This window comes from Niveispirillum sp. BGYR6 (genome assembly GCF_027568365.1).
Lineage (GTDB): Bacteria > Pseudomonadota > Alphaproteobacteria > Azospirillales > Azospirillaceae > Niveispirillum.
The window spans coordinates 184543-207291 of the sequence record NZ_JANLNL010000002.1; the positions used below are offsets into that span (position 1 = coordinate 184543).

The 22749-nt window shown below is 64.1% G+C and carries 21 protein-coding genes and 1 pseudogene; 3 read left to right on the forward strand and 19 right to left on the reverse strand.

Going from position 1 to position 22749, the window contains the following annotated elements; translation table 11 throughout:
- Positions 1-2 precede the first annotated feature (2 nt).
- Together PCJ49_RS04770 and PCJ49_RS04775 are read left to right on the forward strand one after the other, a co-directional pair.
- On the forward strand, positions 3-1271 hold the full coding sequence (locus PCJ49_RS04770) for an FAD-binding oxidoreductase (protein ID WP_269909968.1): 1269 nt from the start codon (positions 3-5) through the stop codon (positions 1269-1271).
- 72 nt (positions 1272-1343) lie between these two features.
- Positions 1344-2693: pseudogene (locus tag PCJ49_RS04775) on the forward strand (IS1182 family transposase); the annotation flags it as partial.
- Between the two features lie 265 nt (positions 2694-2958).
- Here PCJ49_RS04775 and PCJ49_RS04780 read toward each other — a convergent pair.
- The 5 genes from PCJ49_RS04780 to PCJ49_RS04800 form a co-directional block, all read right to left on the reverse strand.
- Positions 2959-4692, reverse strand: coding sequence for a hypothetical protein (locus PCJ49_RS04780; protein ID WP_269909969.1), 1734 nt, complete (start codon positions 4690-4692; stop codon positions 2959-2961).
- A gap of 136 nt (positions 4693-4828) precedes the next feature.
- Positions 4829-5290, reverse strand: a complete 462-nt coding sequence (locus PCJ49_RS04785; protein ID WP_269909970.1) for a GNAT family N-acetyltransferase — start codon at positions 5288-5290, stop codon at positions 4829-4831.
- Positions 5283-6065 carry a PhzF family phenazine biosynthesis protein gene (locus tag PCJ49_RS04790; RefSeq protein WP_269909971.1) on the reverse strand — a complete coding sequence of 261 codons (783 nt, stop codon included), beginning with the start codon at positions 6063-6065 and terminating at the stop codon, positions 5283-5285. Before PCJ49_RS04790 ends, PCJ49_RS04785 begins: the two co-directional genes overlap by 8 nt.
- A 17-nt stretch (positions 6066-6082) precedes the next feature.
- Entirely contained in the window at positions 6083-6514 is a 432-nt protein-coding gene (locus PCJ49_RS04795; protein WP_269909972.1) for a GNAT family N-acetyltransferase, read from the reverse strand.
- 14 nt (positions 6515-6528) lie between these two features.
- Positions 6529-7146 carry a LysE family transporter gene (locus PCJ49_RS04800; protein ID WP_269909973.1) on the reverse strand — a complete coding sequence of 206 codons (618 nt, stop codon included), beginning with the start codon at positions 7144-7146 and terminating at the stop codon, positions 6529-6531.
- A 179-nt stretch (positions 7147-7325) separates the two neighbouring features.
- On the opposite strand from PCJ49_RS04800, the gene PCJ49_RS04805 reads away from it, so the two are divergent.
- Positions 7326-8741 (forward strand): PLP-dependent aminotransferase family protein, encoded by a 1416-nt coding sequence (locus PCJ49_RS04805; protein WP_269909974.1) that lies wholly within the window; start codon positions 7326-7328, stop codon positions 8739-8741.
- Here PCJ49_RS04805 and PCJ49_RS04810 read toward each other — a convergent pair.
- The 14 genes from PCJ49_RS04810 to ruvB all read right to left on the reverse strand — a co-directional run bounded on the left by PCJ49_RS04810 (position 8738) and on the right by ruvB (position 22742).
- Positions 8738-9169: a DUF3293 domain-containing protein gene (locus PCJ49_RS04810; RefSeq protein WP_269909975.1), complete on the reverse strand. Its 432-nt coding sequence runs from the start codon at positions 9167-9169 to the stop codon at positions 8738-8740. The genes PCJ49_RS04805 and PCJ49_RS04810 overlap by 4 nt on opposite strands.
- Positions 9166-9966, reverse strand: coding sequence for a bifunctional hydroxymethylpyrimidine kinase/phosphomethylpyrimidine kinase (gene thiD, locus PCJ49_RS04815; protein ID WP_269909976.1), 801 nt, complete (start codon positions 9964-9966; stop codon positions 9166-9168). The genes PCJ49_RS04810 and thiD overlap by 4 nt, the downstream gene beginning before the upstream one ends.
- Positions 9967-9971: 5 nt before the next feature.
- Entirely contained in the window at positions 9972-11342 is a 1371-nt protein-coding gene (gene glmM / locus PCJ49_RS04820; RefSeq protein ID WP_269909977.1) for a phosphoglucosamine mutase, read from the reverse strand.
- 86 nt (positions 11343-11428) lie between these two features.
- Positions 11429-12421, reverse strand: a complete 993-nt coding sequence (folP, locus tag PCJ49_RS04825) for a dihydropteroate synthase (protein WP_269909978.1) — start codon at positions 12419-12421, stop codon at positions 11429-11431.
- A gap of 90 nt (positions 12422-12511) precedes the next feature.
- On the reverse strand, positions 12512-14437 hold the full coding sequence (gene ftsH / locus PCJ49_RS04830; RefSeq protein WP_269909979.1) for an ATP-dependent zinc metalloprotease FtsH: 1926 nt from the start codon (positions 14435-14437) through the stop codon (positions 12512-12514).
- A 98-nt stretch (positions 14438-14535) separates the two neighbouring features.
- Positions 14536-15849, reverse strand: a complete 1314-nt coding sequence (gene tilS / locus PCJ49_RS04835) for a tRNA lysidine(34) synthetase TilS (protein ID WP_269909980.1) — start codon at positions 15847-15849, stop codon at positions 14536-14538.
- A complete protein-coding gene (gene ybgF, locus PCJ49_RS04840; RefSeq protein ID WP_269909981.1) occupies positions 15840-16754 on the reverse strand; it encodes a tol-pal system protein YbgF in 915 nt (304 codons plus the stop codon). The genes tilS and ybgF overlap by 10 nt, the downstream gene beginning before the upstream one ends.
- 195 nt (positions 16755-16949) lie before the next feature.
- The gene (gene pal / locus PCJ49_RS04845) at positions 16950-17450 is read right to left on the reverse strand and encodes a peptidoglycan-associated lipoprotein Pal (RefSeq protein ID WP_089286740.1); all 501 of its coding nucleotides are present in this window, start codon (positions 17448-17450) and stop codon (positions 16950-16952) included.
- Positions 17451-17602: 152 nt separating this feature from the next.
- On the reverse strand, positions 17603-18925 hold the full coding sequence (gene tolB, locus PCJ49_RS04850; protein WP_269910498.1) for a Tol-Pal system beta propeller repeat protein TolB: 1323 nt from the start codon (positions 18923-18925) through the stop codon (positions 17603-17605).
- Positions 18926-18966: 41 nt separating this feature from the next.
- Positions 18967-19962: an energy transducer TonB gene (locus PCJ49_RS04855; RefSeq protein ID WP_269909982.1), complete on the reverse strand. Its 996-nt coding sequence runs from the start codon at positions 19960-19962 to the stop codon at positions 18967-18969.
- A gap of 23 nt (positions 19963-19985) precedes the next feature.
- Positions 19986-20384 carry an ExbD/TolR family protein gene (locus PCJ49_RS04860; protein ID WP_244559383.1) on the reverse strand — a complete coding sequence of 133 codons (399 nt, stop codon included), beginning with the start codon at positions 20382-20384 and terminating at the stop codon, positions 19986-19988.
- A gap of 61 nt (positions 20385-20445) precedes the next feature.
- A complete protein-coding gene (gene tolQ / locus PCJ49_RS04865; protein ID WP_089286737.1) occupies positions 20446-21177 on the reverse strand; it encodes a protein TolQ in 732 nt (243 codons plus the stop codon).
- 22 nt (positions 21178-21199) lie between these two features.
- A complete protein-coding gene (locus PCJ49_RS04870; protein ID WP_269909983.1) occupies positions 21200-21685 on the reverse strand; it encodes a YbgC/FadM family acyl-CoA thioesterase in 486 nt (161 codons plus the stop codon).
- Positions 21678-22742, reverse strand: coding sequence for a Holliday junction branch migration DNA helicase RuvB (gene ruvB, locus PCJ49_RS04875; protein ID WP_089286909.1), 1065 nt, complete (start codon positions 22740-22742; stop codon positions 21678-21680). The genes PCJ49_RS04870 and ruvB overlap by 8 nt, the downstream gene beginning before the upstream one ends.
- Between the last annotated feature and the right edge of the window lie 7 nt (positions 22743-22749).

Here is a 22749-nt window from a genome sequence, read left to right on the forward strand (position 1 = left end):
TCATGCGCCATGCCCCGTCCTGGTACGTCGACACCGCCCATCCCGCGCCTGCCCGTCCGATGCTGGTGGGGGACAGGGTGGCAGATGTCTGCATTGTCGGTGCCGGCTATACGGGGCTGGTGACAGCTATCGAGCTGGCCCAACGGGGCCTGTCCGTGGTGGTGCTGGAGGCGGCAAAAGTCGGCTGGGGGGCCTCTGGCCGCAATGGTGGCCAGATCGTCACCGGCTATAACAAGTCCATTACCGAGATCGAACAGCTGGTGGGCAAGGCCGATGCCCGGCGGCTGTGGGACATGTCGGAGGAAGCCAAGCAGATTTTAGCTGGGCTGGTGGAGCAGCATCAGATCGATTGCGATCTGAAATGGGGCTATCTGCTGGCAGCCTTGAAGCCGCGCCATGTCAGTGCGCTTGCGGAACATCAGGCGGAACTGGAAGGGCTGGGCTATGGCCAGTCCCGCCTGATGGGGCAGGCAGAAATGCGTGAGATGGTGGCGACCAAAGCCTATCTCAGCGGCCTTTATGATGCGGGGTCCGGCCAGCTGCACCCGCTGAACTATGCGCTGGGGCTGGCCCGCGCCGCTGAAAGCCTGGGCGTGCGCATCCATGAAGATAGCCGGGTGGTGCGTGTGGAGACGGGCGATCAGCCCTTCGCCACCACGGCCACCGGCAAGGTCTCTGCCCGTTATCTAGTGCTGGCCGGCAATGCCTATCTGGGCGAGCTGGCCGGGTCTGCCAGCAGCCGGATCATGCCCGCCGGCACCTATATTATCGGCACAGCACCGATGGACCCGGCCCGCGCGGAGGCGCTGATCCCCAGCGGCATTGCCGTAGCCGATATTAATTTCGCCCTGAATTATTACCGCCGCTCACCCGACCACCGCTTCCTGTTCGGGGGTGGCGTCAGCTATTCCGGCTTTGATGCGCCGGGCCTGAAGCAAAGCCTGCGCCGCACCATGTTGCAGTATTTTCCGCAACTGGCTGACCTGGCGATCGATTATCTCTGGGGTGGCCATGTCGCCATCACCATGAACCGCCTGCCCCATCTGGGCCGGCTCAGCCCTACCACCTATTTCGCCCATGGCTATAGCGGCCATGGGGTGGCGTTGACGGCCATGGCCAGCAGGGTGATTGCGGAAGCCATCGGCACCCAGGCCGAACGGTTTGATGTTTTCGCCCGCATCCCTCACCTGCCCTTCCCTGGCGGTCAGGCCCTGCGGATGCCAGCCCTTGTCCTGGCCATGACCTGGTACAGGCTGCGCGATTTATTATAATATCAACAGTCAGGGCCTGTTGAAAAAGCCCTAACATTTTGATTCGATGGCGATGTCACGGGAGGCATCGCCATGTTGGGACAGAAGGATCGTCGTCAGCCTGAGCTGTTTGTGTCGGGGTCGTTGCGGGATCTGTTGCCTGCGGACCATGTGCTTGTTCGGGTTGACAAGGTTCTCGATCTGGATTGGCTTGAGGCGGAGGTCGCCGATCTTTACAGCGCTCAGACGGGCCGCCCTGGGATTGCGCCGGAGGTTGCGGTTCGGTTGATGCTGGCTGGTATGCTGCTGGGCATCGTTCATGACCGGCGGCTGATGCGGGAGGCACAGGTCAATCTGGCGATCCGCTGGTTCATCGGCTATGGGCTGCATGAGCCATTGCCGGACCATTCGAGCCTGACCCGCATCCGCCAGCGCTGGGGTGCCGATCGGTTCCGCCGGATTTTCGTGCGCACCGTGCAATCTTGTATCGCCGCCCGGATCGCCAAAGGCGAGATCGTCCATATCGACAGTTCGTTGATCCGGGCCAATGTCAGTTGGGATGCCATCGCGCGGCGCCATGTCGACGCCGTTGAGACCGCCAATCCGCAGGAGAGCGGGGAAGATCGGGGCGATAGCCCGCCGCCGCCGCCGGCGAAGGACGCGAAGAAGACTAAGAAGAATAAGAAGCAGACCACCATCTGCACCAGCGATCCCGATGCCACGCTGACCACCAACAAGACCGGCCGCCGGAGCGAGCCCGCCTACAAACATCACACGGCGGTGGATGCCGAACGTGGGGTGGTGCTCGACGTGGCGGTGACCACCGGTGCCGTCCATGACACCAAGATGGCCGAGGCCCAACTGGATGCCATCACGGCCACCACCGGGGTCGCCATCCAGGTGGCGACCATGGATGCCAGCTACGCCATCACGCGGATTTTTGCCGACCTGGAAGCGCGCAGCATCGAAGCGATCATTCCCACCAAGAGCGAACGAGCCCCCAAGAAGGGTGTCATCCCCGTGCGCCGTTTCAAGCTCGACGCCAGGCACCGCATCGTCCGCTGTCCCGGCGGAAAGTGGCTGAGGCCCCATGGCAAACCCGACAGCGACGGTTTCCAGCATTACCGGGCACGGGCGACCGACTGCCAAGCCTGCCGCCTGCGCTCCCGATGCTTCAGCCCGACCATGAAGCGCCGCGCCATCCTGCTGCACAAGAACCACGACGCCTTGCTGCGTGCCCGCCGCAAACATGCCCGATGGGGCGACCATGAAAAAGCTCTCTACCGCAGCCACCGTATCCGCGTCGAAGGCTATCATGGGGAGGCCAAGACCTGGCACGGACTGGGCCGCGCCGTTCGCCGTGGCCTCGATAACATGCAAATCCAGGCATACCTCGCCGCCACCGCGGTCAACCTCAAGCGGCTGGCCGCCTGTCTGCTGCTGTTCTGGCGCTGGGGGCTCCTGCCAAACAGAACGCTGAACACTTTCACCCGCTGACCAGACTGCAAATCATCAGATCAGCGGGCGGATTGTTCAACAGGCCCAGTCATAATTCATGACCGTTGGTAATGCTGCGGCCGCCGGCCCGCCGCACGTGCGGCGCAAGCCAAGAGCGCGGATGCGCCCGCCCGGCAGATGAGGGAACGCAAAATCTCCCTGGATCGGTCACGATCAAGGGAGATTGGTATAAAACGAACAAGGGGGGCATTCAGCCCTGCGGCACCAGTGATTTATCCACCAGCCCCGACTCCGCCATGGCACTGCATAGTTTGAAATAAGCGTCGCGCCGTTCCTGCGCGCCGGGGAAACGTTCCAGATAGTTCAGGATGAATTCCGGCCGTTTCAGCGCCTGGGTCAACTGGTCCCCCGCCAGCTGACGCGCCCGCCCCTCCGGCAGACCGCCACAGAGGCGGATGATAGCCAGGATGCGGTCAGTATAGTTCATCGTCTGGCTGCTGAGGATTTCGGTGCGGATATTCTCAAAAATCGCCGTGTCGAGAATATCCAGCATCTCCCGCCGCAAGCCCACCGGCATCCCGGACATGGCGACGCGGCGGGCCAGGGTCGCCAGCGTCTTGATTGCCTCCAGCCGGCTTCCCTCTTCCCGGATAATATCCTCAGGGGCGATCAGCGGGCGCAGATATGTCGCAATCTTGGCCTTGGGCGCGTCACCCGGCGCGCTTTCCGCCAGGCTCAACACGGTTTCGGCGCGGGTCAGCGTGCTGCGGATCGGCCCGATCAGTTCCGACATGGCCTCGGGCTGGATCAGGCGATCCGCGCGCTGGGACAAAGCCTCCAGCACCTCCTCATCCCGCGCCAGCGCCGGGGCCTTGCGCCGCAGATGAGTCAACACCTCCACCGTGGCCTGCATCTCATCCCGGATGCCGCGATCACTGCGCAGCGGCAATCTTGCGTGCAAGTGCCGCAACAGGCCCAGCCGCAGCTCCGCCAGGGTGCGGGGCAGCGCGCCATCCGCCAGCAGGGTGGACAGGGCGCGCACGCCGGGCAACTGCACCCCGCCTTCGCGGGCCAGATTGCCGACATAAAGATCAATGGCCTTCAATACCAGATCCAGGCGCGTCGTCTCCTGCCCCGCCAACTCCTTCAAGGCAAAGGGGGAAGCCAGGATTTCCGCTGCCAGACTGTCCAGCAGCCGCATTTCCCGGCTGCTCAGTGCCGGGTTGGCCAGCTGGAACAGCCGATCCAGCTTTTCCACCCAGTTCTTGGTATCCGCCAGATAGGCGGCCAAAGCGCGGTAAAGCGCCGGCACCAGCTGATCCGCCGGCCCCTTATAGGCATCGAACAGGGCGGCCAAGCCGCCGGGCCCAATGGCCAGGGCCGGCCCGGTCTTGGCATTGCGCAGCAGCCGGGCCAGACCATTGTCGGCCAGGGCCATCAGTTCCTTCATCCGCGACACGGCTGTCTGCTTGGTACCGCGCACCTGGATGGAGGCAAGACGTTGCAAGGCCCCCTGCACCACGGTGCCCGCCCCGTCCAGCGCCTTGGCATGGACCTCATAGGTCAGCACTTCCAACGGGGTCAGCCGCTTTTCATCCAGATATTTGGCGAAGAAGACGCGCATCACCTGTCGCTGCACATCACCCAGCACATCATCAGGCTGGTCGCACCAGGATGCATCGCGGCCCGGATTGGCCCGCGCCAGCGGATCAGCCTCCTGCACGCCGGCGCGCAGCCGCTTCACCATGGTGACGGTGGTGGTGAATTCATGATCGATATAGTCAGTGCGCCGCACCAGACGGATGCCATCCACCTCCGCCCGCTGCACCAGCATGGCGGCGGACGGTTCCAGCTGACGCAGGTCAGGCGATTCCCGCACGACAAGCCAGGTGTCGCCGTGAAAGCTATGCAGCTCGAAGACCGTACGGACGGTTCCGATTAATTTGTCCTTATCCACAGACAATGCCCAGAAATAACCGTCCATCGGACCGCATAACCGCTTTACGCGCAGGGCGCGAAGTGTCAGCGGAAAACCGAAAGCATTTTGCTCAATTCCTCAGACAAGGTAAACAAGGTAATACGCATTTCGGCCAGCCGCTCAGGGCTGGGCTATTTTGCTGTCATGCGCGGCTGGGCAGCCTTGCCATCACCCGGTCAGGCTCCACCAGACCGGAAAAGCCAAATTGCTGATAAAGCCCATGGGCATCGGCGGTAAATAACAGCCAGCGCCGCACTGCCCGCCAAGCTGGAATGCCGGTGACGGTGCCGACCAGGAACTTGCCCAGACCCAAGCCGCGCAAGCCGGGCTCAACCCAGACATCGGCCAGATAGGCGAGTGACACCTGATCAGTGATCACCCGGCAATAGCCCACCTGCCTTCCATCAGGCGCATAAAGCCCAAAGGGAATGCTATGGGCAGCGGCCATCTCCACCGCCTGCCGGCTGATCCCTGGCGACCAGTAGCTGGCCGCCAGGGAGCGGTGGATGAAGTCGAAATCCAGTCTCTCCCGATCGCTGGAAATGACATGGCCGTCGTCCCGCCGGCAATGCCAGCCGGCGGGTGAGAAGCCGCCCTCAGACATGGATAGTGCCTTCCAGATACAGCACGGCGTGGCCGGCAATCTGCACCCGAGCCCCCTCCATCCGGCACCAGAGCTGGCCGCCACGGGCGGAAATCTGCCGGGCGGTCAGCTCAGGTTTGCCCAGCCGATCCGCCCAATAGGGGATCAAGGTGCAATGGGCGGAGCCCGTCACCGGATCTTCCGCAATGCCAACGCTGGGGGCAAAGAAGCGGGAAACGAAATCAACATCGTCGCCGGGGGCGGTGATGATGATTTTCCGGCCCGTGCGGGCCAGGGCGGCGAAGTCCGGCTTTACCGCCGCCACCTGTTCCGCCCGGTCATAAACCAGCATCAGGTCGCGGGCGGCAAAGGCGGCCTCTGGTGCTGCCACGCCCAAGGCCGCCAGCACATCCGCCGACACCTCTGCCACCGCCCCCGGCCGGGCCGGGAAATCCAGGCTGAAACGCTCCCCCTGGCGGGTAACGCGCAGTTCCCCCGCCACCTGGGTGGAAAAGCGGATCAGCCCTGCCCCCGGCTTCAGGAAATGCGCAATGACAAAGGCACTGGCCAGCGTGGCATGGCCGCACAAGTCAATTTCCGCCTCCGGCGTGAACCAGCGGATGGCCCAATCATCCCCATCGGGCAGGATGAAGGCGGTTTCGGCCAGATTATTCTCTGCCGCGATCTTCTGCATCACCGTATCCGGCAGCCATTGCGACAGGGGCACCACGGCAGCCGGATTGCCGGCAAACAGCTGGTCGGTAAAGGCATCCACCTGATAAAGGGGCAAGCGCATCTTGGGACCTCAGCGGGTCAGAGGTTGGTGAAATCGAAGGCATTCTCCAGCCGGGCCAAGCCCGCCTTGGGGTAATAGCCCATGGCGGCGGGGGCGGAGAGCAGCAGGCAGCGCAGCGGCCGCCCGCCATCATCGGCAATGTCGCGGCTGGCGGCATCGCGGGTTTCCCGCATCAGGCGCCGACCGATGCCCCTGCCTTGCCAAGCCTTATCCACCGCCAGATCAGAGAGATAGCAACAGAACGAAAAATCGGTGACGGCGCGCGCCACACCCACCAGTAGCCCATCAGCACGGGCAGTGACGATCAGGTTGGCATGGCGCAGCATGGCATCGATGCGGGCAGGATCATCCACCGGACGCCGCTCGGCCAAACCGGAGCGGCGCAGCACATCAATGAATTCGGCGGTGCGCAGACGGCTTTCGATGGCATAAAGGACGTTGGGTTGCATCTTCTGAACCTCCATCACGACACCAACAGCAACAGGGCGCTGGCGGCGGTGGCCAGCCCAAGGCCGGCGTTGAACAGGCGCAACCGCCTGTCATCACGCAACCAGCGCCCCACCCCTTGCCCGAACAGCGCCCAGACCAGGGTGCAGGGCATCCCGACGAACAGGAACATGCCGGTCACCGTCAGGATGCTGCCCCATTCCCCCAGTTCCGGAATGCGGAAGGTGGCATGGGATGAGATCGCCATAGCCAGCCCCTTGGGATTGATGAACTGGAAGGCCGTCGCCTGCCAGAAGCTGAGCGGGCGCGACCGCGTTCCCGCCTCTGCCCGCCCTGCCGTACCGATCTTCCAGGCCAGATACAGCAGATAGGCCATGCCAGCCCATTTCAGCACCACGGCCAGCAGCGGCACGGCGCGCATCAAGCTTTCGCCACCGATCCCCGCCAGGAAGACCAACCCAATGAAGCCGACAATAATGCCCGCCATGTTGGGCAGGGTCCGACGGAAGCCGAAGGTGGCCCCGCTGGCCGCCAAAATCATATTGTTCGGGCCGGGCGTGATGGATGTGGCGATACAATAGGCTGCCAGCGCCACGATATGCTCAGTAAGACCGCCGGTGACAGGTTCATTCATCTCAACCCCCTGATTGTCACCGTACAATCCTTTCATCATCCACCGGCACAGCGCTGCGACATTCCTGCAAGCCAGCCCTATGCCCCTTGAAACCATCCGGTCATCGGCATAATATCAGGACAATCTTCAAGCAATCGACAGATTGTATCTGTTACAATTATCCGGACCGGACGAAAATCATGAACCAGCCCGCGACAATCGCCTGGCGCCCCGCCTTGGAAGGCCGGTCTGGTCCGCTTTACCGCGCCATTGCCACCGCCCTGTCCGATGATATTGCCGCCGGTCGGCTGGCGCCGGGCACCCGCCTGCCCACCCACCGCGATCTAGCCTGGGAACTGAAGGTGACGGTGGGCACCATCACCCGCGCCTATCAGGAGGCGGAGCGGCTGGGCCTGATCGGGGGGGAGGTCGGGCGCGGCACCTTTGTGCGCGACCCGCGCCGCCTGCTGGAACCGGTTTCAGAGCAGGGCGGGTTGCTGGCGCTGGGGGGCCTGATCGATCTGTCGGTCAATGCGTCGGCGCTGTGGAATGATGGGGCGGCTTTGACCTCGGCCACCATGGCGGTGGCACAGCAGCCGGACCTGCTGGACCTGATGTCCTATCAGACGCCGATGGGCCATCCCCGCCTGCGCGCCAGCATCGCCAGCTGGCTGGCGGAAAGTGCCGGGCTGGAATGCTCCCATGATCAAATCCTGCTGGCCACTGGCGGCCAGGGGGCGATGCACGCTGCCCTGGCCGCCGTCACCCATCCGGGTGACGCGCTGCTGGTGGAACAGCTGACCTATCCCGGCATCCGCTCCCTGGCGTTGCATCTGGGGCTGCGGCTGATCCCGGTGGCGATGGATGGGGACGGGCTGCTGCCCGATGCGGTGGAACAGGCGGCGCGCAACCATGGGGCGCATGTGCTCTATTGTATGCCGACCCTGCAGAACCCGACCACCATCACCATGCCGCTGGAACGCCGCCGGGCGCTGGTGGATGTGGCCCGGCGCATCGGCCTGATGCTGGTGGAAGATGATGTTTATGGCTTCCTGAAATCCCCCCCGCTGCCCACCCTGGCCAGCCTGGGGCCGGATGTAACGCTGCATGTCTCCAGCGTCTCCAAAAGCCTGTTTCCCGGCTTGCGCACCGGCTATGTCGTCGCCCCCCGCCCGCTGCTGGACCGGCTGGCGACCGTGCTGCGGGCGACCGTGCTGACGCCAGCCCATCTGGGCATGGTGGTGACGGCGGAACTGATCGACAGTGGTGAGGCCAGCCGCATCGCCGCCCGCCGCCGCCAGCAGGTGGCCAACCGCCAGCATCTGGCCCGCGCCATCCTGGATGGCGACCGGCTGGCTTATTCCGACCCGGATGTCACCCACCTCTGGCTGCCCTTGCCCGACCATATCCGGCGGGAAGATCTGGTGCGGGTGGCGTTGGAACGCGGCGTGAAAATTACCCCGGCCGATGCCTTCGCCGCCGGCCGGGGGGAGATTGCCAATGCGGTGCGCATCTGCCTACTGGGGGTTGAACAGGAAAGCACCCTGGAAAAGGGGCTGGATATTCTCTCCACCCTGATTGAACACCCGGTGGCCAGCAGCGCGGCACTGGTTTAAACGGCCAGTGTGGTGAACATCAGATGGGCCGGCTGGCCCTGGCCCTGCCAGACAATGGCATATTGCCCCAGCATTTCCGCCAGTTGCAGCGCATCGAACGGGGCCAGATCGAAAATGGCAAAGCCCTTTTCTACCGGCCAATCCTTTGATGCCGGGCGGAATTCCGCCGGCAGGTAATCCAGCTCTTCCTCTTCCAGAATATCCTGCAGCTTGGCGGTCGCCTTCTCATTGGCCTCAGCACTGGCGGGCTTGGATTTCGGGTTCCAGGCGGTGACGAAGACAATTTCCGCCGATCCGCGCTTTTCCAGCAGCGCGTCGATCTCCCCATTCAGGGCCATCACGCGGGCAGTGGCGCTGCGCTTGCCCTCCAGCACGACATAGGATGTCGCCTGATAGGCATCCAGCAATTTGGCGTCAATCCGGCTCATGCGAAGGCCCCCACGGTATGGCTGTGATTTAAGGGGCCATGCCCCTGGCCGTAACCCGGCGCGGTGCGGATGGCGATATCGACATAGCGACGCGCCCGCGCCACGGCCGCCACCACATCCAGCCCCTGGGCCAGCCCGGTGGCGATGGCAGAGGCCAGGGTACAGCCGGTGCCATGGGTGTGGCGGGTATCCAGCCGTTCGCCCAGGAAAGCGTGCTCCCCATCCGCCGTCAGCAACAGGTCGGTCAGCACCGGGCCTTCCATATGGCCGCCCTTCATCAGCACGGCCCTGGCCCCGCGCGCCAGCAGGTCACGCCCGGCGCGGCGCATATCCTCAATCGTGCGGATGTCCAGCCCGGTCAGTGCCTCGGCCTCCGGCACATTGGGGGTCAGCACGCTGGCCAGCGGCAGCAGGCGGGTCAGTACGGCATCGGTGGCGTCCATATCCAGCAGCCGGTGCCCCCCCTTGGCCACCATCACCGGGTCGGCCACCAGCTTCACGCCCGGTGCGCGCGCCGTCAGCGTGTCGGCCACGGCATGGATCACCTCCGCCGTGGCCAGCATCCCGGTTTTCACCGCATCGGCCCCCAGATCGGCCAGCACCAGTTCCATCTGCTGCACCAGGAACGGTACCGGCACCGTGTGGATGCCATGGACGCCATGGGTGTCCTGCGCCGTCAGCGCGGTAATGGCGGTCATGGCATAGCCATCAAGGGCGGTGACGGCCTTGATATCGGCCTGAATGCCCGCCCCACCGCCACTGTCCGAGCCGGCGACGATCAGAACCCGTCCCTGCATTGCCCTTACTCCGCCGCCACCTTGGCCGCCGCCGATTGTACGGCGGCGCAGATATCATCCACCACGTGCTTCACCAGCCCCTCATCCTCCCCTTCCGCCATCACACGGATCAGCGGTTCGGTGCCGGATTTGCGGATCAGCACACGGCCACGCTCGGCCAGCCTGGCCTCCCCTTCGGCGATGGCGGCCTTGACCTGCACATCCTCCAGCGGCTGCACGCCGCCACCGGCCTCATAGCGGACATTCTTCAGCAATTGCGGCAGCGGCTGGAACACGCGCAGCACCTCAGACGCCGGACGCCCCGCCTTGCGGATGCAGGCCAGCACCTGCAAGGCCGCCAACAACCCGTCACCGGTGGTGGCGAAATCCGACAGCACCACATGGCCGGACTGTTCACCGCCGACATTGAAGCCATGTTCCCGCATATGTTCCACCACATAGCGGTCACCAACGGCGGTGCGGGCCAGGCTGAGGCCCAGCCCCTTCAGATAAAGTTCCATGCCCATGTTGGACATGACCGTGGCCACCACACCACCGCCGCGCAGCCGGCCGCTTTCCGCCCAGCTGGCCCCGATCAGGGCCATGATCTGGTCGCCATCGATCTGACTGCCATTTTCATCGGCCAGGATCAGCCGGTCAGCATCGCCATCCAGGGCGATGCCGATATCGGCCTGATGTTCCAGCACGGCGGCGCGCATGGCCGCCGGCGCCGTGGCGCCGCATTTATCATTGATGTTGAAGCCATTGGGCTGGTTGAACAGGGTCACCACCTCGGCCCCCAGTTCGTACAGCACGCGCGGCGCCACCTTGTAAGCGGCCCCATGGGCGCAATCGAGGACGATTTTCATCCCGTCCAGCCGCAACCCCCGCGGGAAGCTGCTCTTCACCACCTCAATATAGCGGCCGGAGGCATCCTCCATCCGCTGGGCACGGCCCAGATCGCGTGGATTGACCAGATCAACGGCGAAGGGCTGGGCCATCCGCGCCTCCATCCCCCGCTCAATCTCATCGGAGAGCTTATACCCGTCCGGCCCGAACAGCTTGATGCCATTATCATGATAGGGATTATGGCTGGCCGACAGCATCACCCCCAGATCGGCCCGCATGGAACGGGTGAGCATGGCAACGGCGGGCGTGGGCAGCGGACCGACCAGGATCACATCCATGCCCATGGAGATGAAGCCGGCCGTCAGCGCCGGCTCCAGCATATAGCCCGACAGGCGCGTATCCTTGGCGATCACCACCGTATGGCGATGGTCGCCACGCCGGAACTGCAAGGCCGCCGCCATGGCGGCTTTCAGGGCGGTTTCGGCCGTCATCGGCTCGGTATTGGCGGTACCACGGATGCCATCCGTGCCGAATAATTTACGCGACATCGATCAAAAATCCCTGTGAGCGCCGGGGTGTATGTCACTTTATAGCACGCTCGACGGCAGCGACGGCAATGACGATCAGCGTTCTATCAGGCCGATTGCAGCGCCTGCCAGACGGCCACCGCCTGCACGGTGGCCGCCACATCATGCACTCGCAAGATATGTGCCCCCTGCCCCAGCGCGTGCAACGCAGCGGCGATGGAACCCGCCACCCGATCCTTCGGCGCCTCCCCTTTCGACAAGGCGGCGATGAATCGCTTGCGGCTGACCCCGATCAGGAGGGGGCAGCCCAGCCCGTGCAAGCCGGCCGTGCGGGCCAACAGATCGACGTTATGGGACAGGTCTTTGCCAAACCCGATGCCGGGGTCGATGGCAATCTTCTCCCGCGCGATGCCCGCCCCCCTCGCTGCCTCGATCCGCGCGGCCAGCCAGTCAAAAACCGCCGCCGTCACATCCGCATAGCGGGGGGCCAGCTGCATGGTCTGCGGCTCCCCCTGGATATGCATCAGCACCAGGGGCAGGCCGCTGGCTGCCGCCACCGACAAGCTGTCAGGGTCACCGGTCAGGGCTGTCACATCATTGATGATCTTGGCACCGGCCGCCGCAGCGGCCTGCATCACGGCGGCATGGCGGGTATCGATGGAGATGACAGCCCCATCCGCCGCCAGGGCCGCAATGACGGGCACCACCCGGGCGATCTCCACATCCACCGGAACCGGCTCCGCACCAGGCCGCGTCGACTCCCCGCCAATATCCAGGATATCCGCCCCCTCCGCCAGCAGCCGGCGACCATGGGCGATGGCCGCCGCCACGCTGGCATGGTCGCCGCCGTCGGAAAAACTGTCCGGCGTGACATTGACGATACCCATGATCAAAGGCCACGACAGGTCAAACCCGGCCCAGGCCGGGCGGGGTTTGATCAGCGGATGGCCAGCGGCAAGCGCGGTGGCCGGCTGGATACCATCGGCCGTTTCAACCAATGAAAAGGCCAACGGCCCCCCTGCCAGCGGCTGGGCTGTACCAGCGGCCACAGCGGCACAGGCAGCCCTGCCGGAAAGCAGGGCGAGCGGGCGATGATGCATGGCGATAGCTTCGTCTGACGGGGCAACCAAAGCACAAACCCCCGGCATTTCCATGCCGGGGGCCTGCAGCTCAACATAAACTCATCCGGTTTACAGGCCCGGCTGGGGCTCCGGCTCACCGCCGCCCGTGGTGGGCACGGAGGAGCGGCGGCCGCCGGTGGATTTGGGCGGTTCCACCGCCGGCGGACGCGGGGCCGGCGGATCGGTGCGCACCACCTCTTCCCCACGCAGCAGTGCCCGAACCTCGTCACCCGACAGGGTTTCGAATTCCAGCAGCGCTTCGGAAACCTTGTGCAAATCCTGCAGATGGGTGGTCAGGATGGTACGCGCCTGCACCTCGCCCTCTTCGATCAGCCGGCGGATTTCCTCGTCGATCAGTTGGGCGGTGGCTTCAGAGACATTCTGCTGCTGCGCCACCGAATGACCCAGGAAAACCTCCTGCTCATTGGCGTTGTAGCGGACACGGCCCAGCTTATCGCTCATGCCATATTCCGCCACCATGGCGCGGGCCCAGCGGGTGGCCTGCTGGATGTCGCTGGCGGCACCGGTGGTCACATTTTCCGGCCCGAAGATGATTTCTTCGGCCACGCGACCACCAAACAGCACGGCCAGACGCGACTCCATCTCCCGCTTGGTATAGTTGGTGCGGTCGCGTTCCGGCAGGTTCATGGTCACGCCCAGGGCGCGACCACGCGGAATGATCGTCACCTTATGCAGCGGATCATATTCCGGCACCATCAGGGAGACGAGCGCATGGCCTGCCTCGTGATAGGCGGTCAGCTTGCGCTCCTTCTCGCTCATCACCATGGAGCGGCGTTCCGCCCCCATCATCACCTTGTCCTTGGCCGCCTCGAAATCGGCCATGCCAACGACGCGCTTGCCGGCACGGGCCGCCAGCAGGGCCGCTTCATTGACCAGATTGGCCAGATCCGCACCGGAGAAGCCGGGGGTGCCACGGGCAATGATCTTCGGGTCCACGTCCGGCGCCAGCGGCACCTTGCGCATATGGACCTTCACAATCTTCTCACGCCCCAGCACATCGGGGTTCGGCACCACGACCTGACGGTCGAAGCGGCCGGGACGCAGCAGGGCCGGGTCCAGCACGTCGGGGCGGTTGGTGGCGGCGATCAGGATCACGCCCTCATTCGCCTCAAACCCGTCCATCTCCACCAGCAGCTGGTTCAGCGTCTGCTCACGCTCATCATTGCCACCGCCCAGGCCGGCACCGCGATGACGGCCAACGGCGTCGATTTCGTCGATGAAGATGATGCAAGGCGCGTTTTTCTTGCCCTGTTCGAACATGTCGCGGACACGGGACGCACCCACACCGACAAACATTTCCACGAAGTCGGAACCGGAAATGGTGAAGAAGGGCACATTGGCTTCACCGGCCACGGCGCGGGCGGTCAGGGTCTTACCCGTGCCCGGCGGGCCGACCAGCAGAACGCCCTTGGGGATCTTGCCGCCCAGGCGCTGGAATTTCTGCGGGTCTTTCAGGAAGTCGACAACCTCTTCCAATTCCTGCTTGGCCTCATCAATACCGGCCACATCATCAAAGGTGACACGGCCGACTTTCTCCGTCAGCAGGCGGGCGCGGGATTTACCAAAGCCCATGGCCTTGCCGCCGCCCGACTGCATTTGGCGCATGAAGAAAATCCACACGCCGATCAGCAGCAGCATCGGGAACCAGCTGAGCAGGATGCTGAGCAGGGAGGGGTTGGTATCTTCCGGCACGACAGAGACGCGGACATTCTTGTCGACCAGCCGGTCGGCAACATTGCTGCCCTGGGGCGCGATGGTCGAGAAGGTCCGGCCGTCATTGGTGGTGCCGGTGATCTGGTCCCCCTTGATCATCACGGATGTGACGATGCCGCGATCCACCTCCGCCAGCAGCTCGCTATAGGCGAGCCCGGACTGGGGCGAACGGGTGGAAGAGCTTTGGAACAGGTTGAACAGGGCAATCAAGAGCACCCCGATCACCAGCCAAAGCGCCAGATTCTTGCCGAAATTATTCACGTCACAAGCCTTTCATCCACCGCATCCCTTCCGGTGCCCTGCGCAACAGCCGACAGGACGGCTGACAGGCGGGTAACCCCGGATGGGGGAACATCCCATTAGATAATGTCATTCGCGGCGCTGACAACAGCGAAGCGTGGCCCAAATGCAGGAACTGCTACTTCCGGAAGGATATAGCAGCTTAGCGTGGCTCGGTCCGCCCTGTTAAATCCCAAATGGGGAATGGCGCATATTTCGTCGCGCTCGGTCAAAACCGGGCAGGTGCGGCGGATGGCAGCGGCCAGCGGCGCGCGTCTCAGCGCCGGTTCCAGGGCCGTGGCCCGCTGCCACAGCAGATCATCCAGCGCCTGCACCTGCCCTTGCATAGTCCCTTGGATCGACAGACGGAATCGGCCGTCCCATGTCACAGTGCCGCCGCCGGGCGGTACCGGAACCGGGCCTTCCAGATGGCGTTCCTCCCGCATCAGCTGCCAGCCACCCGCCGTGGCAGCCAGACGACAGCCGGCCAGGGTGGCCCCCGTCCGCACATCCGCCGCCATCCGCTGCCAGAGCGCGGCGACAGCCGACGGCGACGGCGGGTAAGCGGCACCGCCAATGGCGCGCAGCAGGCTGGTCAGCAGCCGGGGGCCCATGCCAGCGGCATCAGACACAATGCCGGCAGACAGCATGGCCCAGCCTTCCGGCTGGAATCGGACATGGCGGGCGGCCAGCCCGGCCAAAGCCTGATCCAGCATGGCGCGCGCCTGCCCGGCAGCCGTCGCATCCTGAAAGGCCGAATCTGTGTCAGGCCCCTGCTGGCGCAGCGCCACCCGGGCATAGCGGGAATCGCGGTTGGACGGATCTTCCACCCAGGTCTGGCCCAACCCCCTGCAGGTTGCCAGCAGCCGGGCCTTGGGAAAGGGCAAGAGTGGCCGGATCAGCCGCACCGACCCTAATTCCCGAATCAGCGGCATCCCGGCCAACCCATCCCCGCCGCTGCCGCGTGCCTGCCGCAACAGGGCGGTTTCCGCCTGATCATCGGCATGGTGGGCCAGGGCCAGATGCAGGATGCCCTGCGCGGCGGCCGCCTCGGCCAGAAGGCGCAAGCGGGCGGTGCGGGCGCCGGCCTGGATACCGGTGGTCGGCTTGCGCCCTTCCCAGGCCAGGATCTGGTGGTCGATTCTCCGGTCCCGCATCCAGGCGGCCACCTGGGCCGCCTCCTGCCCGCTTTCCGGCCGCAAGCCGTGATCAACCGTCAGCGCCAGCAGCCGTCCGCCCCTTTGGCGACACCAATCGGCCAGCAGCAAGGCCAGGGCCAGGCTGTCGCCACCGCCGGAAACACCAACCGCCAGATGGGGTTCAGGCTCGAAGGGACCGGCGGCGGCCATGCAGGCCGCGAACTGATCCGGTCGAACCGGTTCCATCAGCTGCATTTCAGACGATTCTTCTCCTGCTCGGCGCGGCGCCGGGTGGTGGCGGACGCGTCCTTGTACTTGCCAAGCAATTCGCCCAGAGCCGCACAGGCATCTTCATTCGCCTTCATGGCGGACAGGGACAAGGAAAGCTTCAGCAGCGAATCCGGCGCTTTGCCACTCTTGGGGAATTTCTGATACCCCTCGGCAAAGGCGACGGCCGCTTCCTTGAACTTGTTCCGGACATAAAGCGATTCGCCCAGCCAATATTGCGCATTGGATGCCAGCGGGTCACTGGGATGGGCCTTCAGGAACTGCGCGAATCCCTTTTCCGCATTCGCGTAATCGCCCTGCCGCAGCAGGTTGAAGGCTGCGTTATATTGATCCTGCGAGGAACCACTGGGCAGGGAGCCGCCCGCCTCCGGCTCCGCCGCAGGGCTTGCCGCCGCTGCCTTATCCGCCTTTCCGCCGGCGCCCTTTTCCGGTGCGGGGGCTGCGGCCGGTGCCGAGGCCCCCAGACCGCCGCCGGACTGCTGTTCCAGGCGGCTGAGGCGGAAATCCATGTCCGTCTGCATCTTGGTCAGCTGCTCCCGCAACTGACCTACCTGGAACGCCGCCTCCTCATAACGCCCGGTCAAGGTCTGCATCTCCGACTCCAGGCGCTGCAAACGCACCTCGAATCCGGCAGCGACATTGCCGGTCGGCGCAGAGCCTGAGGCGGCGGGCGGCGTGCCGCCATTGCCGCGATAAACCTCGCGGCTGATGGTCTGCATCTCATTTTCCAGCCGCTGCAGCCGATTCATCAGCTCCCGCGTGTCACTCTGCCCAAAGGCCGGGCCGGTAAGGGACAAGGCAGTCAACGCGATGGCGGCCACCGCCAGGCGACGGCGCAGAAACAGGCGTTGGGTGCGGAGCGGGCTGATCATCAAGGGACCGGCTGTAACAGGGTGGAGGATGGTCCGCACCCTATCGCGTCGGGCGGACGGGTGGAAGGGTGCAGCAGCGATGGGGCGGGATTGTGGCCGCATTGTCGGCCGCCAGCGCCAAGAAAAAGGGCGCCGCTGGAAACCCAGCGGCGCCCGATTTCATCGGCCTTGGCCGAAACGTCGGTCAGACAGTGATCAGTTGATCACGGTCACGCCACGACGGTTCTGCGTCCAGGCGGCTTCGTTGGAACCAACAACAGCCGGACGCTCCTTGCCGTAGGAGATGGTCTGAACGCGGGCACCGTCAACGCCCAGGGCGGTCAGGTAGTTCTTGACCGCGGTGGCGCGACGCTCACCCAGGGCCAGGTTGTACTCACGGGTACCGCGCTCGTCGGCATGACCTTCAACGGTCACGGTGACGCCCTGGTACTGCTTCAGCCAAGCGGCCTGACGGTCCAGCGTAGCGGTCGCTTCCGGGGTCAGGTCGGACTTGTCGAAGCCGAAGAAGACGCGGTCGCCGACATTGACGACGAAGTCTTCAGCGGAACCCGGGACCGGGCCGGTCGGCTTGGCAGCGGCCGGAGCGGCCGGCGCGGAGGTGCCAGCGGTCGTGGCGGTAGCGGTCGGCTCCTTCTTGGAGCTGCAGGCGGTGGCCAGCAGGGCAACCGCGACGAGGCTGACGATCTTGAAGTTCATTTTGAGACCCCCTAGGTGGAACTCAGTTCAGTGTTGAGATAACGCATTTGCCCCACGAACCGTGCCATCGCAGCCAGTCGCCGCATTTAACGATCTTAGTGACTGGAAGGATTTGAGCACTGTTCTTGCGATGCGAACGTAGTGTGACGCAGTCACGGAATCAAGGGCGACCACGCAGGGTCAGACGCATCAGTGGGCGTTAAGACCTGCCTCTCATTAAACCCTGTCAGGTCAATTGAGTATAGCTTGGCCTGACGCTGCTTGCCGCCGGCCCCGGCGGGACGCTCCTTGAAGAACATCAGAACGCGGCCATTGGGCGCCCAGGTCGGCCCTTCGACGTGGAACGCCTCGGTCAGGATACGCTCACCGGTACCATCGGGCCGGATAACACCAATATAGAACTTACCGTCGGCCAGACGGGTGAAGGCAATCAAATCACCACGCGGCGACCAGACCGGCGTAGCATAACGGCCGGACCCGAAAGTAATGCGCTTAACGTCGCCGCCATCGGCGTTCATCGTGTACAGCTGCTGCGTACCGCCCCGGTCGCTTTCAAACACGATTTTGCTGCCATCCGGGGAATAGCAGGGCGACGTATCAATGCCGGGATGATTGGTCAGCTGGGTTTGACGGCGGGTGCGCAGGTCCAGCGCATAGATATCAGTGTTGCCGTTCTGGGCCAGCGACATGATCACTTTGTTGCCGTCCGGCGAAAAACGCGGCGCAAAGGTCATGCCCGGAAAATCGCCCAATACTTCCTGGCGACCGGTATCGATATTGAACAGATAGACCCGAGGCTTGTTGTTGAAGTAGCTCAGATATGTAATTTCCTGGGTGCTGGGCGAAAAACGCGGGGTCAGTACCAGCACGCGGCCATCGGTCAGGAACCGATGGTTCTGCCCATCCTGGTCCATGATGGCCAATTGCTTGACGCGCTGCAATGCAGGCCCTGACTCGGCAATATAGACAACACGGGTGTCGAAATAGCCTTCTTCCCCGGTGATGCGCTTATAAATCGCGTCGGAGATGATATGGGCGACTCGTCGCCAGCCATCGGCCTGCACCGTATAGGCAAGGCCGGTCAATTGCTGGTCGGCCGTCACGTCCCACAGGCGGAATTCAATGCGGGTGCGCCCGTCGGGGGCCTGGGTCACGGTGCCGGTCACCAGACCCTGCGCCTGGATCAGGCGCCAGTCGGCATAGCGTGGGCCGGCGCGCAGCTGTTCCGGCGTCTGGATGAACTTGGCCGGATCAATGGGCCGGAACAGGCCGGACCGTTCCAGATTGGCTGAAATGACCGCCGCGATATTCTGCCCGGTCTGCTGGGCCTGCGGATTGTCGCCGGCGAAATTCGTCACGGCGATCGGCATCGGCTGCGGGTTAGCCTTGGTGATGTCAATCTCAAGCTCGGCATGGGCCGGCAGGGTGGCCGCACCGCTGGCGGCCACGACACCCATCACGGCCAGCGACCGCATGACGGTCCGGCGCCCCAGGGAAAAATCGGCTTTGGCTGGCATCAGAACATATCCTTCGGGCTGAACTTCATCAGGATTGACCCTTTGTCCGCATATTTTTCCCGCGGAATGTTGAGTGTATTGCACCCCGGCAACAACGGTGCACGAAGCGCCGATTCAACGAAGGCACGGTAGTGCGGATCGCTGTTCGGGTTACCGTTGCCACCAACGTACTGAACATTCGTGACGCGCATATTGGTATCGTAGCTGACGCGGATTTCCGCGATCATCTGCTCTACCCCTTTTGCGCCGATCGGGGCATTCCAACATTGGGCGATCTGGCGACGCAGCGCATCTTCTTCGCTGATCGTCAGATGATCACCGGTCTTGGCATTGCTTGGCTGCGGCGGCGGAGAACTCTCCTGCTTTGCCGTTTCCTTGGCCGGCGGGCTGTCAGGTTTCAGCTTGGCCACACTCTTGAGAACGCTGTCGAAGGACTTTTTCGGCTCCTCCTTCTTCGGCTCCTCTTTCTTGGGCTCCGGCTTCTTCTCTTCCTTTTTCGGTTCCGGTTTCGGCTCAGGCTTGGGCTTCGGCTCCTCCTTCTTGGGAGGCTCCGGCTTGGGCTCTTCCTTCTTCGGTTCCGGTTTCGGCTCGGGCTTGGGTTCCGGCTTCGGCTCGGGTGGCAGCGGCTTCGGCGGTTCCGGCTTCGGCTCGGGTTTGGGCTGCGGCTTGGGTGGCTCCGGCTCAGGCAGCTTCTGCGCCACCTGCGGCGGTGGCGGCTCCGGCGTCTTGATGTCCGGCGGCGGCGGCTCTTCCTTGGCCTGGACCGGCGGCTGCGGCGGCTGCGGCTTGGGCGGGGTGGGACGCGGCGGCTGGGGGCGCGGCGGGGTTGGCTGTTCCAGCTTGGCAATGGTGGCCGGGCCGATTTCCACAATATCGACCGGCACTTCCTGCAGCTGGATCACCTCCCGCTCGCGCACCAGATGCGGCAGGCCGATCAATGCCAGCAGAATCAGCGCCAGATGCAGCAGGCCGGAAAGGATGAGGGGCGTGCGCATGATCGGGTTCGACCCATTCCCCCTTACCGGCGACCGTCGGATTCGATGACGAGCTTGGCTTCCGACAGCCCGGCGCGGCGCGCCTCGCTCAACACATCAACGATGCTGGCATATGTCGCCTGCCGGTCACCCCGGACCAGTACCTTGCGTTCCGGATTTTCCTGCGCCACCACGGCCAGACGAGGAGCCAACTCCGCAATGGCGAACATGTCGTTGTCGAAAACCTTCTTATCCTTGAAGGAGACCTTGCCGTCGGCCGTCACCGTCACCCATAGCGGGTCTTCTTCCGATTTCAGCGCCTGGGCTGCCCCTTTGGGCAGATTGACGGGAATACCGGCGGTCAGCAGCGGGGCCGCCACCATGAAAACGATGAGCAACACCAGCATCACGTCCACCAGGGGCGTGACATTGATGTCCGACATGGCGCCCCGGCCGCGGCGGCGGCCGCGGCCGGAGGATTTACCGGGAAGGCTTGCCCCCATTTCAGCCCCGCTCCTCAAGATGACGCTGAAGGATCGCGGAGAATTCTGTCACAAATGAGTCGAGCCGGTCGCCAAAACGGCCGATTTCCGACGAGAAGTAATTATAGGCCAGCACGGCCGGAATGGCGGCCACCAGACCGATGGCGGTGGCGAACAACGCCTCCGCGATACCCGGCGCCACCACGGCCAGCGAGGTATTCTGCTGGGCGGCGATATTGGTGAAGGCGCCCATGATGCCCCAGACGGTGCCGAACAGGCCGACGAACGGACCGGCAGAGCCGACCGAGGCCAGCACCGTCAGGTACCGTTCGGTGTTCGCCATCTCCCGGTTCACGGTCACGGACATTACCCGTTCGATCCGCTGGGCCAGATTGGCGCGCATGGCGCCGGTGCTGGTCAACCCGCGCTCGGTGGCATGGCGCCATTCGCGCATCCCGGCGGCGAACACGGCCGACAGCGGGTCGGCAGGATTGGCCGAGACCTGATCATAAAGCTGATCCAGGGAGCCGCCGGACCAAAATTGCTCTTCGAAATCGGCCGCTGCCGCCTTGATGCGACGCAGCTTCTTGACCTTGTCGTAGACAATGGCCCAGGTCCAGACCGAGGCGAAAACCAGGCCCAGCATCACGAGTTTCACAACCGGATCGGCCTGCATGAACAGGCCCCAGGCGGTCAGTTCATGGGCTGGAACGGCACCGCCCAGCGGGGCGGCCTGCAACAGGGTGGGATACATTCGGTTCAGTCCTGACCTAGCTTTACGACAGCACCCGTTCCAACACATCCCGCAACGCTGCGGGCAGCCGGACCGGCCTTCCGTTCTGATTGATCGCCGCCAAACGCAGAGAGACACGCACCAGCATGTCTCCCGGCAGCCGCTCAATATCCGAGCCCGCCTGCGGCGGCAAGCCGGCGCGACGGACCTCCTGTTCCATATCCACGGTGGCGGCGCCGATGGCCGTCACCCGGCTCCACACTTCCAGCGGTTGATCCAGCTTGGCCGGCGCGCGGAAATCCATCTCGCAATGACGCACGGCCAAGGCTGTCCCCAACGCGTTAACCATTTCCGCATGGGGAAAACCCGCCAAACGCAGCATTTCATTGCGCGCACGCTCACAAAAGCGCAAGTAATTTGCGTGATAGACAATGCCGCCGGCGTCGGTGTCCTCGTAATAGACACGCACGGGAAAGATGTGGTTCTTGCCCTCCGTCCAGCCGGCCGGCGGAACATGCATATCAGGCATCGACATCCCCAGCGAACAGATCGGCCCCCAGCGGCACCGCGTTGCCCAACAGATCCAACTGGCGGGCTGGTGTTGCCGGCACGGGCAATCCCAGATAGCGGTATCCGGTATCCGTCAACATGCGCCCGCGCGGTGTGCGCTGCAACAGGCCCTGTTGAATCAGATAGGGCTCGATGGTTTCCTCCAGCACGTCGCGCTGTTCGCCCAGTGCTGCCCCCAGCGTTTCCACACCGACCGGACCACCACCATAATGGTCGGCGATGCAGGAGAGATAGCGCCGGTCCATGGCATCAAAGCCCAGCCGGTCCACCTCCAGCCGGGTCAAGGCGCGGTCGGCCGCTTCCGCATCAGTGACCAGCAGCCCGGTAACGGCAGAGATATCCCGCACCCGGCGCAGCAACCGGCCGGCCACGCGCGGGGTGCCGCGCGACCGGCGGGCAATTTCCAATGCCCCCTCATCCGTCAGTTCCATGCCCAGGATGCGGGCGCCACGGCTGACGATCAGCTGCAGCTCTTCCGGTTCATAGAACTGCATCCGCAGCGGAATGCCGAACCGTTCCCGCAACGGCCGGGTGATCAGGCCGGAACGGGTGGTCGCCCCCACCAGGGTAAAGGGCGGCAGGTCGATGCGCACGCTGCGCGCCGCCGGCCCCTCCCCGATGATCAGGTCGAGCTGGAAATCCTCCATGGCCGGATAAAGGATTTCCTCCACCGCCGGGGACAGGCGGTGGATTTCATCGATGAACAGCACATCAAGCGGCTGCAGATTGGTCAGCAGCGCGGCCAGATCACCGGCCCGCGCAATAACGGGGCCGGAGGTGGCGCGGAAGCCGACATTCATCTCCTTGGCGACAATCTGGGCCAGCGTCGTCTTGCCCAGGCCGGGGGGGCCGAACAGCAGCACATGGTCCAATGCCTCCCCGCGCGACCGGGCAGCCTGGATGAACAGAGCCAGATTTTCGCGCACCTGCCGCTGGCCGGTGAATTCCGCCAGCGACAGCGGACGGATGGAATTCTCTGCCGATGCATCGCCGCCGATCCGGTCTTGGTCGACCATGCGCTCA

Excerpts from the sequence above, each read along its gene's own strand:
- ruvB (WP_089286909.1), bottom strand. The coding sequence starts at position 22,742 with ATGGTCGACCAAGACCGGATCGGCGGCGATGCATCGGCAGAGAATTCC.
- folP (WP_269909978.1), bottom strand. The coding sequence starts at position 12,421 with ATGCATCATCGCCCGCTCGCCCTGCTTTCCGGCAGGGCTGCCTGTGCC.
- PCJ49_RS04780 (WP_269909969.1), bottom strand. The coding sequence starts at position 4,692 with ATGGACGGTTATTTCTGGGCATTGTCTGTGGATAAGGACAAATTAATC.
- PCJ49_RS04800 (WP_269909973.1), bottom strand. The coding sequence starts at position 7,146 with ATGAATGAACCTGTCACCGGCGGTCTTACTGAGCATATCGTGGCGCTG.
- PCJ49_RS04810 (WP_269909975.1), bottom strand. The coding sequence starts at position 9,169 with ATGAGCCGGATTGACGCCAAATTGCTGGATGCCTATCAGGCGACATCC.
- thiD (WP_269909976.1), bottom strand. The coding sequence starts at position 9,966 with ATGCAGGGACGGGTTCTGATCGTCGCCGGCTCGGACAGTGGCGGTGGG.
- tolQ (WP_089286737.1), bottom strand. The coding sequence starts at position 21,177 with ATGTATCCCACCCTGTTGCAGGCCGCCCCGCTGGGCGGTGCCGTTCCA.
- ybgF (WP_269909981.1), bottom strand. The coding sequence starts at position 16,754 with ATGATCAGCCCGCTCCGCACCCAACGCCTGTTTCTGCGCCGTCGCCTG.
- tilS (WP_269909980.1), bottom strand. The coding sequence starts at position 15,849 with ATGCAGCTGATGGAACCGGTTCGACCGGATCAGTTCGCGGCCTGCATG.
- pal (WP_089286740.1), bottom strand. The coding sequence starts at position 17,450 with ATGAACTTCAAGATCGTCAGCCTCGTCGCGGTTGCCCTGCTGGCCACC.
- PCJ49_RS04770 (WP_269909968.1), top strand. The coding sequence starts at position 3 with ATGCGCCATGCCCCGTCCTGGTACGTCGACACCGCCCATCCCGCGCCT.
- PCJ49_RS04860 (WP_244559383.1), bottom strand. The coding sequence starts at position 20,384 with ATGTCGGACATCAATGTCACGCCCCTGGTGGACGTGATGCTGGTGTTG.
- PCJ49_RS04785 (WP_269909970.1), bottom strand. The coding sequence starts at position 5,290 with ATGTCTGAGGGCGGCTTCTCACCCGCCGGCTGGCATTGCCGGCGGGAC.
- PCJ49_RS04790 (WP_269909971.1), bottom strand. The coding sequence starts at position 6,065 with ATGCGCTTGCCCCTTTATCAGGTGGATGCCTTTACCGACCAGCTGTTT.
- tolB (WP_269910498.1), bottom strand. The coding sequence starts at position 18,925 with ATGCGGTCGCTGGCCGTGATGGGTGTCGTGGCCGCCAGCGGTGCGGCC.
- PCJ49_RS04855 (WP_269909982.1), bottom strand. The coding sequence starts at position 19,962 with ATGCGCACGCCCCTCATCCTTTCCGGCCTGCTGCATCTGGCGCTGATT.
- PCJ49_RS04870 (WP_269909983.1), bottom strand. The coding sequence starts at position 21,685 with ATGCCTGATATGCATGTTCCGCCGGCCGGCTGGACGGAGGGCAAGAAC.
- PCJ49_RS04805 (WP_269909974.1), top strand. The coding sequence starts at position 7,326 with ATGAACCAGCCCGCGACAATCGCCTGGCGCCCCGCCTTGGAAGGCCGG.
- PCJ49_RS04795 (WP_269909972.1), bottom strand. The coding sequence starts at position 6,514 with ATGCAACCCAACGTCCTTTATGCCATCGAAAGCCGTCTGCGCACCGCC.
- glmM (WP_269909977.1), bottom strand. The coding sequence starts at position 11,342 with ATGTCGCGTAAATTATTCGGCACGGATGGCATCCGTGGTACCGCCAAT.